Origin of the sequence: Bifidobacterium pluvialisilvae, from assembly GCF_019331695.1 — a bacterium.
GTDB classification, from domain to species: domain Bacteria; phylum Actinomycetota; class Actinomycetes; order Actinomycetales; family Bifidobacteriaceae; genus Galliscardovia; species Galliscardovia pluvialisilvae.
Genome location: NZ_JAHBBI010000006.1, coordinates 128,124 through 142,934, shown reverse-complemented (window position 1 = coordinate 142,934; position 14,811 = coordinate 128,124). Strand labels below are relative to the sequence as shown.

At 64.8% G+C, this 14,811-nt stretch carries 11 protein-coding genes; 7 read left to right on the top strand and 4 right to left on the bottom strand.

Annotated elements, in window-relative coordinates:
* Positions 1–5: 5 nt before the first annotated feature.
* Genes KIH77_RS06430 through KIH77_RS06415 form a run of 4 tightly spaced genes read right to left on the bottom strand, consistent with a single transcriptional unit; the run spans position 6 to position 3,247 of the window.
* Positions 6–1,019, bottom strand: coding sequence for an urease accessory protein UreD (locus KIH77_RS06430; protein ID WP_163200510.1), 1,014 nt, complete (start codon positions 1,017–1,019; stop codon positions 6–8).
* Between the two features lie 47 nt (positions 1,020–1,066).
* Positions 1,067–1,675 (bottom strand): urease accessory protein UreG, encoded by a 609-nt coding sequence (gene ureG / locus KIH77_RS06425; RefSeq protein WP_163200511.1) that lies wholly within the window; start codon positions 1,673–1,675, stop codon positions 1,067–1,069.
* Positions 1,676–1,719: 44 nt separating this feature from the next.
* On the bottom strand, positions 1,720–2,496 hold the full coding sequence (locus KIH77_RS06420) for an urease accessory protein UreF (protein WP_225432985.1): 777 nt from the start codon (positions 2,494–2,496) through the stop codon (positions 1,720–1,722).
* A gap of 58 nt (positions 2,497–2,554) precedes the next feature.
* Positions 2,555–3,247 carry an urease accessory protein UreE gene (locus KIH77_RS06415; protein WP_163200512.1) on the bottom strand — a complete coding sequence of 231 codons (693 nt, stop codon included), beginning with the start codon at positions 3,245–3,247 and terminating at the stop codon, positions 2,555–2,557.
* A gap of 256 nt (positions 3,248–3,503) precedes the next feature.
* Between KIH77_RS06415 and cbiM the strand changes: the two genes are divergently transcribed.
* From cbiM to dnaK, 7 genes are all read left to right on the top strand, one after another.
* Positions 3,504–4,559 (top strand): cobalt transporter CbiM, encoded by a 1,056-nt coding sequence (cbiM, locus tag KIH77_RS06410; protein ID WP_204314013.1) that lies wholly within the window; start codon positions 3,504–3,506, stop codon positions 4,557–4,559.
* On the top strand, positions 4,556–5,395 hold the full coding sequence (locus KIH77_RS06405) for an energy-coupling factor transporter transmembrane component T (RefSeq protein ID WP_163200513.1): 840 nt from the start codon (positions 4,556–4,558) through the stop codon (positions 5,393–5,395). Before cbiM ends, KIH77_RS06405 begins: the two co-directional genes overlap by 4 nt.
* 102 nt (positions 5,396–5,497) lie before the next feature.
* Positions 5,498–6,205, top strand: coding sequence for an energy-coupling factor ABC transporter ATP-binding protein (locus KIH77_RS06400; RefSeq protein ID WP_163200514.1), 708 nt, complete (start codon positions 5,498–5,500; stop codon positions 6,203–6,205).
* A gap of 251 nt (positions 6,206–6,456) precedes the next feature.
* Positions 6,457–7,863 carry an LLM class flavin-dependent oxidoreductase gene (locus KIH77_RS06395; RefSeq protein ID WP_204314014.1) on the top strand — a complete coding sequence of 469 codons (1,407 nt, stop codon included), beginning with the start codon at positions 6,457–6,459 and terminating at the stop codon, positions 7,861–7,863.
* Between the two features lie 78 nt (positions 7,864–7,941).
* Entirely contained in the window at positions 7,942–10,197 is a 2,256-nt protein-coding gene (locus tag KIH77_RS06390; protein WP_163200515.1) for an alpha-amylase family glycosyl hydrolase, read from the top strand.
* A 219-nt stretch (positions 10,198–10,416) separates the two neighbouring features.
* Positions 10,417–12,543 carry an alkaline phosphatase gene (phoA, locus tag KIH77_RS06385; RefSeq protein WP_163200595.1) on the top strand — a complete coding sequence of 709 codons (2,127 nt, stop codon included), beginning with the start codon at positions 10,417–10,419 and terminating at the stop codon, positions 12,541–12,543.
* A gap of 390 nt (positions 12,544–12,933) precedes the next feature.
* Positions 12,934–14,811 carry a molecular chaperone DnaK gene (dnaK, locus tag KIH77_RS06380; protein ID WP_163200516.1) on the top strand — a complete coding sequence of 626 codons (1,878 nt, stop codon included), beginning with the start codon at positions 12,934–12,936 and terminating at the stop codon, positions 14,809–14,811.

Sequence of the window (14,811 nt, the reverse complement as noted above, 5' to 3'; positions counted from 1 at the left end):
TCGCCTTACGCGGCGATGATGCCGGCGGCCGACTTGATGAAATCGAAGGCGTCGTCGCCGCGCCTGGTGAGGATGCGGATGCAGATGCCGTTCGTGACGCGGCTTGCGCCGAATTCGCCCTCGAAGTTCGTTTCCTCGGCGAATGTTCGGATGCGTTCGATCAGCGCATCCTCGGCGGCCACGCGTGCGGCGGCGATGCGCTGGCGGGTATCGGGAATCAGCCTCGGGTCCTTCGAGCCGGTCGCCGCACCCGACGACGCGGCGTACGGTGAATGCTCGGCGTCGGACAGCGCGTCGGGGTCGTAGCCGGGGTCGGTTTCGGGAATGTGGGCGTACAGCACGCCGCAATGCGTGTACTCGCGCCACATGCCCATCTCCTCGTAATCGAAGTGCTCGGGTTCGAGCAGCAGCCGGTCGGCGAACACGAGCTGCGAACGATGCTCCGGCTTGCGGGGACGGCCGCGCTTCGGTTGGGGCTTCGACGCTGAATCCGCGGCGTGCAATGCCTCCCGATACTCCTCCGACGCCAGCGACTCGTCAAGCGTCACGCGCAGCCGGTTCGTGAAACGTCGCATCTGCCAGCGCTCGCCCATGCCCACGCGTCCGCATGTGACTACGTCCGCATATACGAACGTCGACTCGGGACTGATATGTGCCTTGGTTACATTCGTAAACGTGCTGTTATGGAACGGAATCACCGGGAACGGCAGGAACACGGCCTTCGCGTCGCCTCGCGCGGTCAGGTCGATGGTGCGGTTCGCCTCGCCGTCGGCCGTGTCCAGCACCTTCTCGTAGCTCTGCGTCTTCATCGTGGAATCGGTGCCGGGGCCGAAATCACATACGATATGCGCGTCGTCGCCCTTGAGGAAACCGGGCGAGGCGAGCATCACGATGAAGTCGGCATGACGGCCGTTCACGAACGGCGTCATGAGCTTGAACGGCGCCTCGAAATACACGTCGTCGATTTTGGTCCGGCCGTTGCGGAACGCGGTGGCGAGACGGAAGGTGCTGCTGGGCATGGTGATCCTCGAAACCTAAGGCATGGGCTATGGCGTGGAATGAACGGTTACTTGCCTTCGAAGAGGACGTCCTTCTTTATCCAATTGATGACGTCGTCCACGCCGGCGCCGCCCATCAGATCGGTGAAGATGTACGGGCGATCGCCGCGCATCTTCTTGCTGTCGCGGGCCATCACGTCGAGGTCGGCGTGCACGAGCGGCGCGAGGTCGGCCTTGTTGATGACCAGCAGGTCGGAGCGGGTGACGCCGGGGCCGCCCTTGCGCGGGATCTTGTCGCCCTCGTCCGTGGCGATCACATAGATCGTGGCGTCGGCGAGGTCGGGGCTGAACGTGGCGGAAAGGTTGTCGCCGCCCGATTCCACGAAGATGATGTCGACGTCCGGGTGCGCCTCGGCCATGGCCTCGCACGCCTCGAGGTTCATCGAGCAGTCCTCACGGATGGCGGTGTGCGGGCAGCCGCCCGTCTCCACGCCGACGATGCGGTCTTCGGGCAGGCGCGAGTTCGCGATGAGGAACTCGGCGTCCTCCTTGGTGTAGATGTCGTTCGTGACGACGCAGATGCTGTATTCGTCGGCCATCTTGCGGGTCAGGCGTTCGATGAGGGCGGTCTTGCCGGAACCGACCGGGCCGGCGACGCCGATGCGTACGTAGGACATGGGATTCTCCTTTGTGTTGTTTGATGCGGTGCGGCGTGGTGCCGTCAGCTCATATAGAGCCTCGAATACAGGGTCTCGTGCTGCATGGCGGCGATGTCGAGATAGGCGCCCGAGATGCCGAGGTCGTCGGGTCTGAGCGTGAACGCCACGTCGACCGCATGCACGAGGTTCGGGAACGAGTCGTGCAATGCCACCTGACCGGCGAACTGGCTGAGCGGAATCGCCTTCGCCGCGCACATGGTGAGCGCGCTGATGAGCGAATAGCCATACGTGACCGCCGCGCTGCGCAGACTCGCCGCATGGTCGGCCGCATACAGGCCCATCGCGATGGAGTGCAGGCCGCGGCAACGCCCGGCGGCGATCAGCGAGCGGTACGTCGACAGATGCGGGCTGCGCGAGTCGATGTCGGCATTGCCGACGCCCTGTCCCGCATCCATCTTGTCGACGAGCTTGATGAGCCGGGCGCACATGCGCTCGCTGCCCTCGCGAATCTCGCGTGCGGACTGCAGCGCCGACGCCAGCTCGTCCAATTCGGTGATCTTGCGTTCCAGTCCTTTCGCGGAGAGCCGCGCGTCCTGCGCGTACTTGCCGGCGATGACCATCTGGCCGATTTCCTTGTAGGGCGCGACCTCGAGATAGTTCTTGAGATACTGCTCGAAATCAGGGCCCTTGCGAAGGAAGTCGCGCTGCACGAACGTCTCCATGCCGTTCGACAAGGCGAACGCACCGATGGGGAACACGCTGTCGCACACCTGCAACATGGCGAGATGACGCGATTCGATCTCGTCGTCGCTCATGGTCGCGGTTGCCGCTTGCGCCATTGCTCCTCCTTTCGCGGAATCGGAAGTGCGGATGGATGATGGATGGGGTTGTGGCCGGTCAGTGCCTGTGCCAGGTGTGGCCGCCGTCGTGGCTGTGCGTGCCGTCGGGGCGATGCAGCACGCCGTTGACCTCGTATTCGCCGGCGACGTGCTCGTGCTCGCCATGCTCGTGATGATGTTCGCCGTGCGAGTGGTCACCGTGCTCGTGCCCGCCGTCATGCTCGCTCTTCCACGCCTCGTCGGCCGCGGCCTCCTGCTCCTCCTCGGCCACGTCGCCCGTGGTCTTGTTCGTGCCGGGGATGATGGTGCCCGAGCCGGCGTGCGCCTTGACGATGAGGAATCCGTCGAATCCGCCTTCGATGATGTGCGGCTCGAAGCCGATCTTCTTCGTGTATTCCATCGTCGGATGGTCGTACGGCACGAGCACGCGGTCGTCCTCCACCTTCAGACTCAGGTGGCGGTTGCCGAGCTCGAAGCAGAGGCGCCCCATCTCCTTCATCGATGAGACGGGGATCTCGATGAGCTGCGCGGTGTTGATCTTCGCGTAGTAGCGCTTGTCGTCGGTCTCGGCGAGCACGTCGCCGTCCTTGATGGTCCGGCCGACCATCACGCCGAACTCGGTGCCGTCCTCGGCAACCTTGGCCATGCGCTTCTTGTCGGTCTCGAACCAGTCGAACGTGATGGGCACGCTCAGCTTGCCGTCCTTCGGCGGGTTCTCGATGATGTTGCCGCTGATGTGGTCAGCTATCATGTGAATTCCTTTCGCGAGCATCGCCATGAAAATCTGCCGCCAAGAATAATGCCGAAAAAAACCGCTTATGTAACGGGAAAATCACCGACGGCGACCGTTGCCCCGCCGGCGTGTCCCATATGCCGGTATGCCTGATTTTCATTGGAATCGCAACGAAACAACGCATTGGATATGTGGCGTTTACACGCGTGAAATCGGCTTGTCTACCATATTTCTCGGGTCTTTGGGCCCGAAATCCTGAAGGAAAGGGCCGAAAATGACCACGTTCGACAACACCGCCACCCTGGCGATGCATATTCCCGATAATTATCTGTCGCCGTCGACGGGGCTGGTGTTCTTCCTCATCATGATTCCGGTGTGGGCATTGTGCCTGAAATATGTGATGACGCACGCAAACCACGAGAAGATGGCGTATCTCGGCGCCGGTGCGGCGTTCTCGTTCCTCATCATGATGTTCAACGTGCCGTGCCCCGGAGGCACGACGGCGCATGCGGTCGGAGGGTCGCTCATCGCCATCCTGCTCGGACCGCAGTACGCGACGGTCGCCGTTTCGGTGGCGCTGCTGCTGCAGGCGCTGCTGTTCGGCGACGGCGGGCTGATCACCTATGGCGCGAACTGCTTCAACATGGCGTTCGTGCTGCCGTTCGTGGCCTATGGCGTATACGCGTTATTGCATAAGATACTTGATGACGGATGGAAGACCCGCGTGGCGGTGTTCGCCGGCGCATACATCGGTCTTACGGCGGCGGCGCTGATGGTGGCGCTTGAGCTCGGCGTGCAGCCGGTGCTGTTCCATGATGCCGCCGGTCAGGCGCTGTACTTCCCGTATCCGATGGCGATTGCGGTGCCGGCCATGCTGATTCCGCACCTGCTCATGGCGAGCATCGTCGAGGGAATCGTGACCGTGGCGGTCGTGGAATTCGTGCGTCGTGCGGCGCCGGAGATTGTGGCCGATGCCGTTACGGAACGTGGGGGAGTCGCGACTCATGGTGCAGGCGGTCTGAAGACGCCGGTGTGGATTGGCCTGGGAGCGCTGACCGTCATCTCACCCATCGGACTGCTGGCCACCGGCACCGCGTACGGCGAATGGGGGGCCGAGGAGTTCAAGGCCGCGACCGGACTGGCATATGTGCCCGACCGGATCGCCAACGGATTCTCGTGGAACGCCTTGCTGCCGGACTACTCCATGCAGGGGCTTCCCGACTGGGCCGGCTATATACTCTGCGCCGTCATCGGCATCGCCGTGATGACCATTGTGTTCCGTCTGCTGGGTGCTGCGGTCGGCGGCGCGAACGGCAAGAAGACGGCGTGACCGGAGTGGATGGCGAACCGACGTCGTTCCCCGATTGGCTGGGCGTCTCCGAATCCTATGAGCCGGCCGATGACCGGTCGACGTTCGTGGAAAGGAACCTGGGCGTATTCGGCAGGACGCTGGCCGCCGTCGCCGATGGCGGCCAGCCCGAGCTGGTCGCCGGTCCGATCGACAGGGCGCTCGGAAACGTCTCCACGTCGTTGCGTCTGCTGGGATTGGTCATTGCCATCGTCTGCACCAATCTGACCAGCAATATGATATTCGATTACATATTGTTGGCCGTGGTGCTGGCCGTGCTGGCCGTGCGGCCGGTGCGTCTGATGCGAACCGTGGTGTTCGCCGGCCTGGGCATCGCCGCACTGAGCTCGCTGGTCGCCTTGCCGGCGATATTTCTCGGGCAATACAATTCGCCGATGCGGCTGTTCATCAGGGCGTTCATTACCGTGTCGCTGACCGTCGGGTTGGCGAGGACGGTGCCATGGAACCGGCTGATCGCGGGACTTCGCGGGCTGCATGTGCCGAACTCGGTGGTGTACGTCTGCGACGTGACCATCCAGTTCATCGACATTCTCGGCCGGTCGATGCTGTCGCTGCTCGACTCGTTGAGCCTGCGCAGCGTCGGCCGCGACCGGCGCAAGATGGCCTCGGCCGGGCATGTGCTCGGCGCCGTGTTCCTGCTGGCGAACCGGCGCGCCAGGGAGATGGGCGAATCCATGCTCTGCCGCGGGTTCGAAGGCGAATACCGCATACCGAAGCAACGCTGGCTGACCGCGCCGAACGCGGCCTACGCGGCCATGATTGCCGCGATGATTGCGGCGGCGGTATATTTCGGGTAGCGTCGGCCGTCATCGGCAACGGCGTTCCGTTGGCAACGTCAGCGGTAAGGCAGGCAATCGGCGTGGTCGAAGTCGGATTCGGGATTCAGGACCAAAGGAGCGATGGTGAGCACAGTGCGCGAGGCGGAACGGCCCTTGGCGGAGCTGCGCGGGGCATGCTTCGCGTATCCGGGGGTGGAGGGAGACCCGCCGCGTGTGGTGCTGCGCGACTTCGACATGACCATCGGCCGTGGTGAATCCGTGGCATTGCTCGGCCCCAACGGCAGCGGCAAGACCACCATCATGCGCATCCTCAACGGTCTGGAATTCCTCGACTCCGGCGAATACCGATTCGACGGCGAGGCCATCACCAAAGCCGCCCTCGCCGACAAGACGTTCGCCAGGCGTCTGCATCAGCGCATCGGCTTCGTGTTCCAGAACTCCGAAACCCAGTTGTTCTGCCCGTCGGTGGGGGAGGAGATCGCGTTCGGGCCCGCGCAGATGGGATTGCCGGACGATGAGATCCGGCGGCGGACCCGCGACGTCCTGCGGCTGTTCGAGCTCGAACGCTTCGCCGACCGCGCGTCGTACCGGCTGAGCGGCGGCGAGAAGAAGCGTGTCGCCATCGCCTGCTGCATGTCGCTCAACCCCGACCTGCTGGTGCTCGACGAGCCCACCGACGGTCTTGACGAACGCAACACCGCCCTCGTCGTGCGTGTGCTCAACCGGTTCGTCGCCGCCGGCAAGACCATCCTCGTCTCCACCCATCATCACGACATCGTCGAGGCGCTGCATTCCCGTCGCATCGCCGTCCGTCCCATCGAAGACTGACGGGAGGGCCGGAGGGAGACCGATGGAGGCCGGCAGAGGCCCGATAGGGGACTGACGCTGAATTCCGCGGCTTGATAAGCGTTGATAAGCAACGTCTATACGGCGGTTGGCGATTTTGGGGGTTTCGGCCCATGCGCGGGCGCCATAATGGCGATAGCCATGACGCACGCCGGGGGAGGCGTGCGCCGAAACCGCCGAACGCATCCCCGGTGAACGATGCCGCGAGGATGCCGCCATGAAAGGACGTCGCAGTGGGGACCAACGCCGCCAGCACCGAATCGAACGCAGCCAAACGACAGATTCATTTCAACGGATTCGTCAAGGACTGCGTGGGCCATCAGTCGTCCGGCATGTGGCGCTACCCCGGCGACCGTTCCGCCGACTACACCGACATCAACCACTGGGTCGAACTGGCGAAGCTGTTCGAACGCGGCAAGTTCGACTCGATGTTCATCGCCGACCTCGTCGGATACTTCGACGTCTACGGCGGCAACGTGGACTCCGCGCTGCGCACCGCCTCGCAGCTGCCCATCAACGACCCGACCACGCTGGTCTCGGCCATGTCGGTGGCCACCGAGAACCTCGGCTTCGGCGTGACGGCCGGCGTCTTCTACGAGCACCCGTACACGTTCGCCCGCCGCATGAGCTCGCTCGACCATCTGACGAACGGCCGCGTGGGCTGGAACGTGGTGACCGGCTACCTGCCGTCCGCTCTGCGCAACATGGGCCAGCAGGACATCCCGCACGACAAGCGCTACGACTACGCCGACGAATACCTCGAGGTGCTCTACAAGCTCTGGGAAGGCTCGTGGGAGGACGACGCCGTCGTGAAGGACAAGGCGAACGACGTGTACGCCGACCCCACGAAGGTGCATGAGATCAACCACCACGGCGAATACTTCGACGTGCCGGGCATCCACCTGTGCGAGCCGTCGCCGCAGCGCACGCCCGTGATCTTCCAGGCCGGTACCTCGCCGCGCGGCATCAAGTTCGCGGCCGAGAACGCCGAGGCCATCTTCGTCACCGGCCCGACGCCCGAACTCGTCGCCCCGCAGGTGAAGAAGGTGCGCGACGCGCTGGAGGCCGCCGGCCGCGGCCGTTACGACGCCCGAATCTTCATGATGCTCACCGCCATCACCGCGAACACCAAGCAGGAGGCGTGGGACAAGTACCACGACTATGAACGCTACGCCTCAACCGAGGGCGCGCTCACGCTCTACTCCGGCTGGATCGGCACCGACCTTTCGAAGTACGACCTCGACCAGCCGCTCGACGGCATCGACTCCAACGCCATCCAGTCCACGGCCGCGAACATGCAGAAGGTGACCGGCGACGACGGCAGGCGCTGGACGGTGCGCGACATCGCCGTGCGCCGCGCCATCGGCGGCAACAGCCCGGTCGTCGTCGGCTCCGGCGAGCAGGTGGCCGACGAGCTGCAGCGCATCGCCGAACTCACCGACGTGGACGGCTTCAACCTCGCCTACGTGACCAACCCCGGCACGTTCGAGGACATCATCGACTACGTGGTGCCGATCCTGCAGGAGCGCGGCGTCTACCAGACCGAATACACGCCCGGCACGCTGCGCAACAAGCTCTTCGGCAAGGGCGACTACCTCAACCCCAACCACCGCGGCTACCGGTACAAGGTGTCGAAGTAGGCAAGGTGTCGAAGTAGGAGGTCTTTGCCCCTGCTGGTAGATTGCTGTGTGGAAGCGATGTGCCAACGGGGGTGCGAGATGAGTGTTTCGGGTATTCCGGCGATTGACGATTTGCAGCCGTACGACGGCGACGATCTGGGGGCGATTCCCGACGGCGAACGAGCGGCGAGCAAAGGCGGCCGAGGCGGGGAAACGGAAGGCGCCGATCGCGATGGCACCACGTTCCGCGTATGGGCGCCGACCACCAGCCGCGTGGAATTGCGGTTGTTCCATGACGGCGGCGACTGCTGCGGCAGCGGCTGCGGCGTCGCCGGCACCACGGGCGTGCACGCCGAGTCGGCCCTGCCGCCGAGCACCAGCACCGGCGAGGAAGGCGACGCGGACGTCTCCCGCCAGCCATACGCCACCTATGCGATGGCGCCCGGCATGGGCGCCGACGGCCGGCCCGACGGCACATGGGTCGTGCATATCGACGGCGCCGGCCACGGCACGTTCTACGACTACGTGGCGTATTTCCCCGACGGTCACGTATCCCGCACGGCCGACCCATGGGCGCGCGCGGCCGGCGCGAACGGCCGCCGCAGCATGGTCGTCGACCTGCGACGGACCGACCCCGAGGGATGGGCCGACGACAAGGCCCCGACCATCCCGCTGAGCGAACTCGTCGTATGGGAGACGCACGTCGGCGACTTCAGCAACGACCCTCACAGCGGCATCCCCGCCGAACACCGAGGCACCTACCTGGCGTTCACCCACGACGAGACGAGGGTGGACGACACCAGCGAATTCCCCACATGCATGGCGTACCTGCGGCGCCTGGGCGTCACCGCCGTGCAGCTGATGCCGATATTCGACTTCGGCTCGGTGGACGAGGCCGCCGCGCGTGAGGCCTCCAGGCCGGATGCCGATCCCGCGCACAAGCCCTTCAACTGGGGCTACGACCCGGTCAACTACAACGTTCCCGAAGGCTCCTACAGCACCGACCCGTTCGACGGCGCCGTGCGCATCCGCGAATGCAAGCGGATGATCCAGTCGCTGCACAGAAACGGCTTCAAGGTCATCATGGACGTGGTCTACAACCACATGTATGGCGCCGACAACTGGCTGGAACGCATGGTGCCCGGCTACTTCTGCCGCCGGTACGCCGGCGGCGCGCTCTCCAACGGCTCCGGCTGCGGCAACGACATGGCCTCCGAACGGCCGATGATGCGCAAATACATCGTCGATTCCGTGGAATACTGGGCCCGCGAATACCATATCGACGGCTTCCGATTCGACCTGATGGGATTGATGGACGTCGACACCATGAACGCGATACGCGACCGGTTGGACGCGCTGCCGGGCGGCGCCGCGAAGATCATGTACGGCGAGCCGTGGGCCGCCGACATGACCGCCGTCTCGCCCGACGTCGTGCTCGCCGGCAAACGCGGCCTCTCTCGGCTCGACCCGCGCATCGGATTCTTCAGCGACGATTCGCGCGACTCCATCCGCGGCAACATCTTCCATCATCACAAGCCCGGCTACGTCTCCGGCGCGGCGCGCGAATTCGCGCCGGCCGTCCGCCACGCCGTCGACGCGTGGCGCGGCACCGAGGTCGAGGTGGCCAGTGTCGGCCAGTTCGTGCAATACGTCTCCTCCCACGACGACCTGACGCTATGGGACAAGCTGTGCATGGCCATGCGTTCGGTCGCGTTCGGTCATGTGGGGGAGTTCGGCGGCGGTTCGGGCGTCGATTCCGGCAGCGGCGTCTGGTCGGCCGAATCCGGCCCGACCGACGCCGAATACGACGCCGACCCCAGCCTGAGCGGCGACATCATGGAGGCGAACCGCATGGCCGCCGGCATCGTGATGATGTCGGCCGGCGTGCCGTTCATGCTCTCCGGCGAGGAATTCGCGCGCACCAAGCACGGCTGCGACAACTCATACAACCAGTCGGCCGCGCTGAACTGGCTGGACTGGCGTCGCGCCCGCCGACTCGCCGGCCTGGTCGACTATTACTCCGCGCTGATTCGATGGCGGCGGCGGAATCCGTCGGTGTTCGGCGGGTCGCGCATCGTGCCGCAACGCGACGACTCCGTGGTCGTGTTCCGCGTGGGCGGCGACTGCGTGACGGTCAACCCCACGAAGCAGATGGCATGGCAGAACGTCTCGGCGCTGCGGGCCATGAACGACTGGGGGCAGTTCGCGCCGCTCGACGACTCGGCATGGCAGTGCGTGTTCAGCTCTCGCGGGGCCGAGGCGTGCGGCGAGGCGAACTGGGAAAGCTATTCGCGTGGCCATGAGCGGCAGATCGCCATTCCGTCGCGTTCGTTCTGCATCTGGCGGTGCGAGTAGCGCGCGGTGTTCCCCGATTGTTCATGCGCCGTTTGCGGGGGTTCATCTCCCCGTCGTCCCCCGTCCGTGTTGCGGATGCTTTGGCCGGTTAGCGTGCCGGATAGGGAGCGATGCTCCCTCGACGCGGTGCGCGAGTCGGAATCCAGCAGCGTCCGGTGGTTTCGGCCGTCGTGCTCCGAACGTTCACTTCGCCGTATGAGACGGAAACGAGGTATGGAAGTGAACACTCGCAAAGCTTTGAAGGGGACGGTCGCCGCGCTTGTCGCGTCGGCCACGCTGTTCGGCTTCGCCGGTCTGGCCAACGCGGCCGACGGGCAGGGCGTCGAGCAGCTCAAGGAACACGGCGCCGCGCAGCGCATCGCCGGCATCTACGGCAACGCCACGGCCAAGAACGTCATCCTGTTCATCGGCGACGGCATGGGAGACTCCGAGATCACCGTGGCCCGCAACTACCTGCACGGCGTGAACGGCAGCTTCGACGGACTCGACAAGATCGGCCAGCCGAACCTGAACAAGGGCGTGGAGACCGGCACCGGCCAGTACACCACGTTCTCGCTGGGCAACAGCTCCAACGATTCGCTGATGGCCAAGGACAAGAACGGCCAGCTCACCGGCAGCAAGACCGCCGGCGTGATCACCCCGGTAACCGACTCCTCCGCCTCCGGCTCGGGCTGGTCCACCGGAACCAAGACCTACAACAACGCCGTCGACGTGGACGTCGAAGGCAACCCGCAGCTCAACCTCATCGAGCTCGCCAAGGCCGCCGGCAAGGCAACGGGCAACGTGACCACCGCCGAGATCCAGGACGCCACCCCGGCCGTGCTGGAATCCCATTCCTCCGAGCGCGCCTGCTACGGACCGCAGGGCAAGTGGGACGGCACCGACAAGAACGGCGACGGCAAGGTCGACCTCGAGGACGCCAAGGCGGCCGGCATCGGCAGCTGTCTCGCCAACCAGCTCAAGGCCAACGGCGGCATCGGCTCCATCTCCGAGCAGCTGCTCGACACCCGCGCCGACGTGACCATCGGCGGTGGCGCCAAGTACTTCAACCAGCTCGACCAGTCCGGCAAGACCCTGTGGCAGGACGCCGCGGACAAGGGCTTCCAGACCGTGAAGTCCGGTGACGTGGACGGCTTCAGGAACCTCGGCGAGGCCAACCAGGACAAGCCGGTCCTCGCCCTGCTCGGCGACGGCAACCTGCCCACGCAGTTCAACCCGTCCGTGGCCACCAAGCAGGATCCCGCCAAGGACGCCAACCCCACCGAGTGCAGCGTGAACGACAAGTGGCTCGGCAAGAAGGGCGCCTCCCTGGCCGACTTCACCAGCAAGGCCATCGACCTGCTGCGGAACAACAAGAACGGCAAGGACAACGGCTACTTCCTGCAGGTCGAGGGCGCGTCCATCGACAAGCAGGACCACAACGCCAACGCCTGCGGCCAGATCGGCGAGACCGACGACCTCGACAAGGCCATCTCCGCCGCGCTGAACAAGATCGACCTGAGCAACACCCTCGTGATCGTGACCGCCGACCACGCCCACACCTCCCAGATCGTGGAGTCCCAGCCGATCTACGCGCTGAGCACCGTGCTGAAGAACCGTGACGGCTCCAAGACCACCATCTCCTACGGCACCTCCGAGGAGGACCTGTACGGCAACGGCTCCGACACCAGCGGCGACGTCGAGGGCAAGGCCGACCCGAGCAAGGCCCAGGGCAACATGAGCCACACCGGCACCCAGCTGCGCATCGCGGCCTCCGGCCCCGGCGCCTCCCGCGTCGACGGCCTGACCGACCAGACCGACAACTTCTACACCATCGGCCACGCGCTCGGCCTCGCCACCGACAAGGCCGGCCAGAACGAGCTCTCCAAGGGCGCCGAGGTGAAGGCTCAGGACAACAAGAACCAGGTGTTCGACATCACCGGATTCAACGGCGACGCCGTGCTGCGCTACGAGCTCAAGGACAAGGACGGCAAGGTCGTCTCCGCATCCGACGCCTCCACGCCGCTTTCCGGCCTGCGCGTGCAGACCGCCGGCACCACCGTGCTCGACCTGAGCAAGTTCATCACCTCCGATGCCCAGTACAGCCTGACCGTCACCGGCCAGCAGTCCGGCAAGAGCGTGGAGATCAAGTCCTTCAACGGTCCGAACGGCACCGAGGGCAGCGGCAGCGCCCAGGTCACCCCGAACGCCGGCAACAACAGCAAGCCGGCCTCCGGCAAGGTGAACGAGGCCAGCCAGAACGGCCCGCTCGGCAAGACCGGCGCCACCGTGCTCGGCGTGCTGCTGTTCGCCCTGGCCCTGGTGGCCGGCGGCATGGCCGTCAAGTTCGCTCGTTCCCGCAACTGATCGACTGATGGACGGTCGGTCGATTGACTGACCGATCGACCGACCGTCATCATCCGGTCATCCGCTGAAATCCCCGAAATCCGCGATTGATGGTGCACAAAGGTCGTTTTCCGTCGGGAAAACGACCGGAAGGCATCGTGATTCGCGGATTTCGGCGTCTTGGGCCTGCATTGCCGGCGGTTTTCCGATAGCCCTCACCGGGCCGGCAAAAAATTTCCTGAATATCTGGAATAAAAGTTGGACTTCCAAAGTTGAGTGGTGTAGGCTCAAGTTTTGGAAAGCGAAAAAGCCTACCGGGCTTCGACGATCGACGCAGTCGGTCGCGGGGGTCGCCGAGGCCGGAAGCTTGAGCGATAAACGTAGAACGAACCTAGACCATAGGAGGACATTATGGGACGCGCAGTTGGTATTGATTTGGGAACCACGAATTCCTGCATCGCCACTCTTGAAGGTGGCCAGCCCACCGTTATCGTGAACGCCGAGGGCGCTCGCACCACGCCGTCGGTCGTGGCTTTCAGCAAGTCCGGCGAGATCCTGGTCGGCGAGGTCGCCAAGCGCCAGGCCGTGACGAACGTCGACCGCACCATCAGCTCGGTCAAGCGTCACATGGGCACCGACTGGACGGTCGAGATCGACGGCAAGAAGTGGACGCCGCAGGAGATCTCCGCCCAGGTGCTGATGAAGCTCAAGAGGGACGCCGAGGCCTACCTTGGCGAGCCCGTGACCGACGCCGTCATCACCTGCCCGGCATACTTCAACGATGCCCAGCGTCAGGCCACCAAGGACGCCGGCAAGATCGCAGGCCTGAACGTGCTGCGTATCATCAACGAGCCGACGGCCGCCGCTCTGGCCTACGGCCTTGAGAAGGGCAAGGAGGACGAGCGCATCCTGGTCTTCGACCTCGGTGGCGGCACCTTCGATGTGTCCCTGCTGGAGATCGGCAAGGACGACGACGGCTTCTCCACCATTCAGGTGCAGGCCACGAACGGCGACAACCGCCTCGGCGGCGACGACTGGGATCAGAAGATCATCGACTGGCTCGTCGGCGAAGTGAAGAACAAGTACGGCGTCGACCTGAGCAAGGACAAGATCGCCCTGCAGCGTCTGAAGGAAGCCGCCGAGCAGGCCAAGAAGGAGCTGAGCTCCTCGACCTCCACCAGCATCTCGATGCAGTACCTGGCCATGACGCCCGACGGCACCCCGGTGCACCTGGACGAGACCCTGACCCGCGCCCACTTCGAGGAAATGACCTCCGACCTGCTGGGCCGCTGCCGCACCCCGTTCAACAACGTGCTCTCCGACGCCGGCATCTCCGTGAGCCAGATCGACCACGTCGTGCTCGTCGGTGGCTCCACCCGTATGCCCGCCGTCAAGGAGCTCGTCAAGGAGCTCACCGGCGGCAAGGAAGCCAACCAGTCCGTGAACCCGGATGAGGTCGTGGCCGTCGGTGCAGCCGTGCAGTCCGGCGTCATCAAGGGCGACCGCAAGGACGTGCTGCTCATCGACGTGACCCCGCTTTCGCTGGGCATCGAGACCAAGGGCGGCATCATGACCAAGCTCATCGACCGCAACACCGCCATCCCGACCAAGCGCTCCGAGGTGTTCTCCACCGCCGAGGACAACCAGCCGTCCGTGCTGATCCAGGTCTACCAGGGCGAGCGTGAGTTCGCCCGCGACAACAAGCCGCTCGGCACCTTCGAGCTGACCGGCATCGCTCCGGCTCCGCGTGGCGTTCCGCAGATCGAGGTCACCTTCGACATCGACGCCAACGGCATCGTGCACGTCTCCGCCAAGGACAAGGGCACCGGCAAGGAGCAGTCCATGACCATCACCGGTGGCTCCGGCCTGCCGAAGGACGAGATCGACCGCATGGTCAAGGAGGCCGAAGCCCACGAGGCCGAGGACAAGAAGCGCAAGGAGGACGCCGAGACCCGCAACCAGGCCGAGTCCTTCGCCTACCAGACCGAGAAGCTCGTGAACGACAACAAGGACAAGGTCTCCGACGAGGTCGCCAAGGAGGTCACCGACAAGGTGAACGCCCTGAAGGAAGCCCTCAAGGGCGACGACATCGAGAAGATCAAGTCCGCCCAGACCGAGCTCATGACCTCCGCCCAGAAGATCGGCGAGGCGCTGTACTCGCAGCAGGGCGCCGCAGGCGCTGCGGGTGCCGCGGGCGCCGGTGCCGCCGGCTCCGCCTCCAACGGCGGTGACGACGACGTGGTGGACGCCGAGGTCGTGGACGACGATGACGACAAGGACAACAAGTAA

What these genes read in the sequence shown, in the direction of transcription:
- KIH77_RS06400 (WP_163200514.1), top strand. Translation starts at nt 5,498, where the DNA reads ATGGTGAGCACAGTGCGCGAGGCGGAACGGCCCTTGGCGGAGCTGCGC.
- dnaK (WP_163200516.1), top strand. Translation starts at nt 12,934, where the DNA reads ATGGGACGCGCAGTTGGTATTGATTTGGGAACCACGAATTCCTGCATC.
- KIH77_RS06415 (WP_163200512.1), bottom strand. Translation starts at nt 3,247, where the DNA reads ATGATAGCTGACCACATCAGCGGCAACATCATCGAGAACCCGCCGAAG.
- KIH77_RS06390 (WP_163200515.1), top strand. Translation starts at nt 7,942, where the DNA reads ATGAGTGTTTCGGGTATTCCGGCGATTGACGATTTGCAGCCGTACGAC.
- ureG (WP_163200511.1), bottom strand. Translation starts at nt 1,675, where the DNA reads ATGTCCTACGTACGCATCGGCGTCGCCGGCCCGGTCGGTTCCGGCAAG.
- KIH77_RS06430 (WP_163200510.1), bottom strand. Translation starts at nt 1,019, where the DNA reads ATGCCCAGCAGCACCTTCCGTCTCGCCACCGCGTTCCGCAACGGCCGG.
- cbiM (WP_204314013.1), top strand. Translation starts at nt 3,504, where the DNA reads ATGACCACGTTCGACAACACCGCCACCCTGGCGATGCATATTCCCGAT.
- KIH77_RS06420 (WP_225432985.1), bottom strand. Translation starts at nt 2,496, where the DNA reads ATGGCGCAAGCGGCAACCGCGACCATGAGCGACGACGAGATCGAATCG.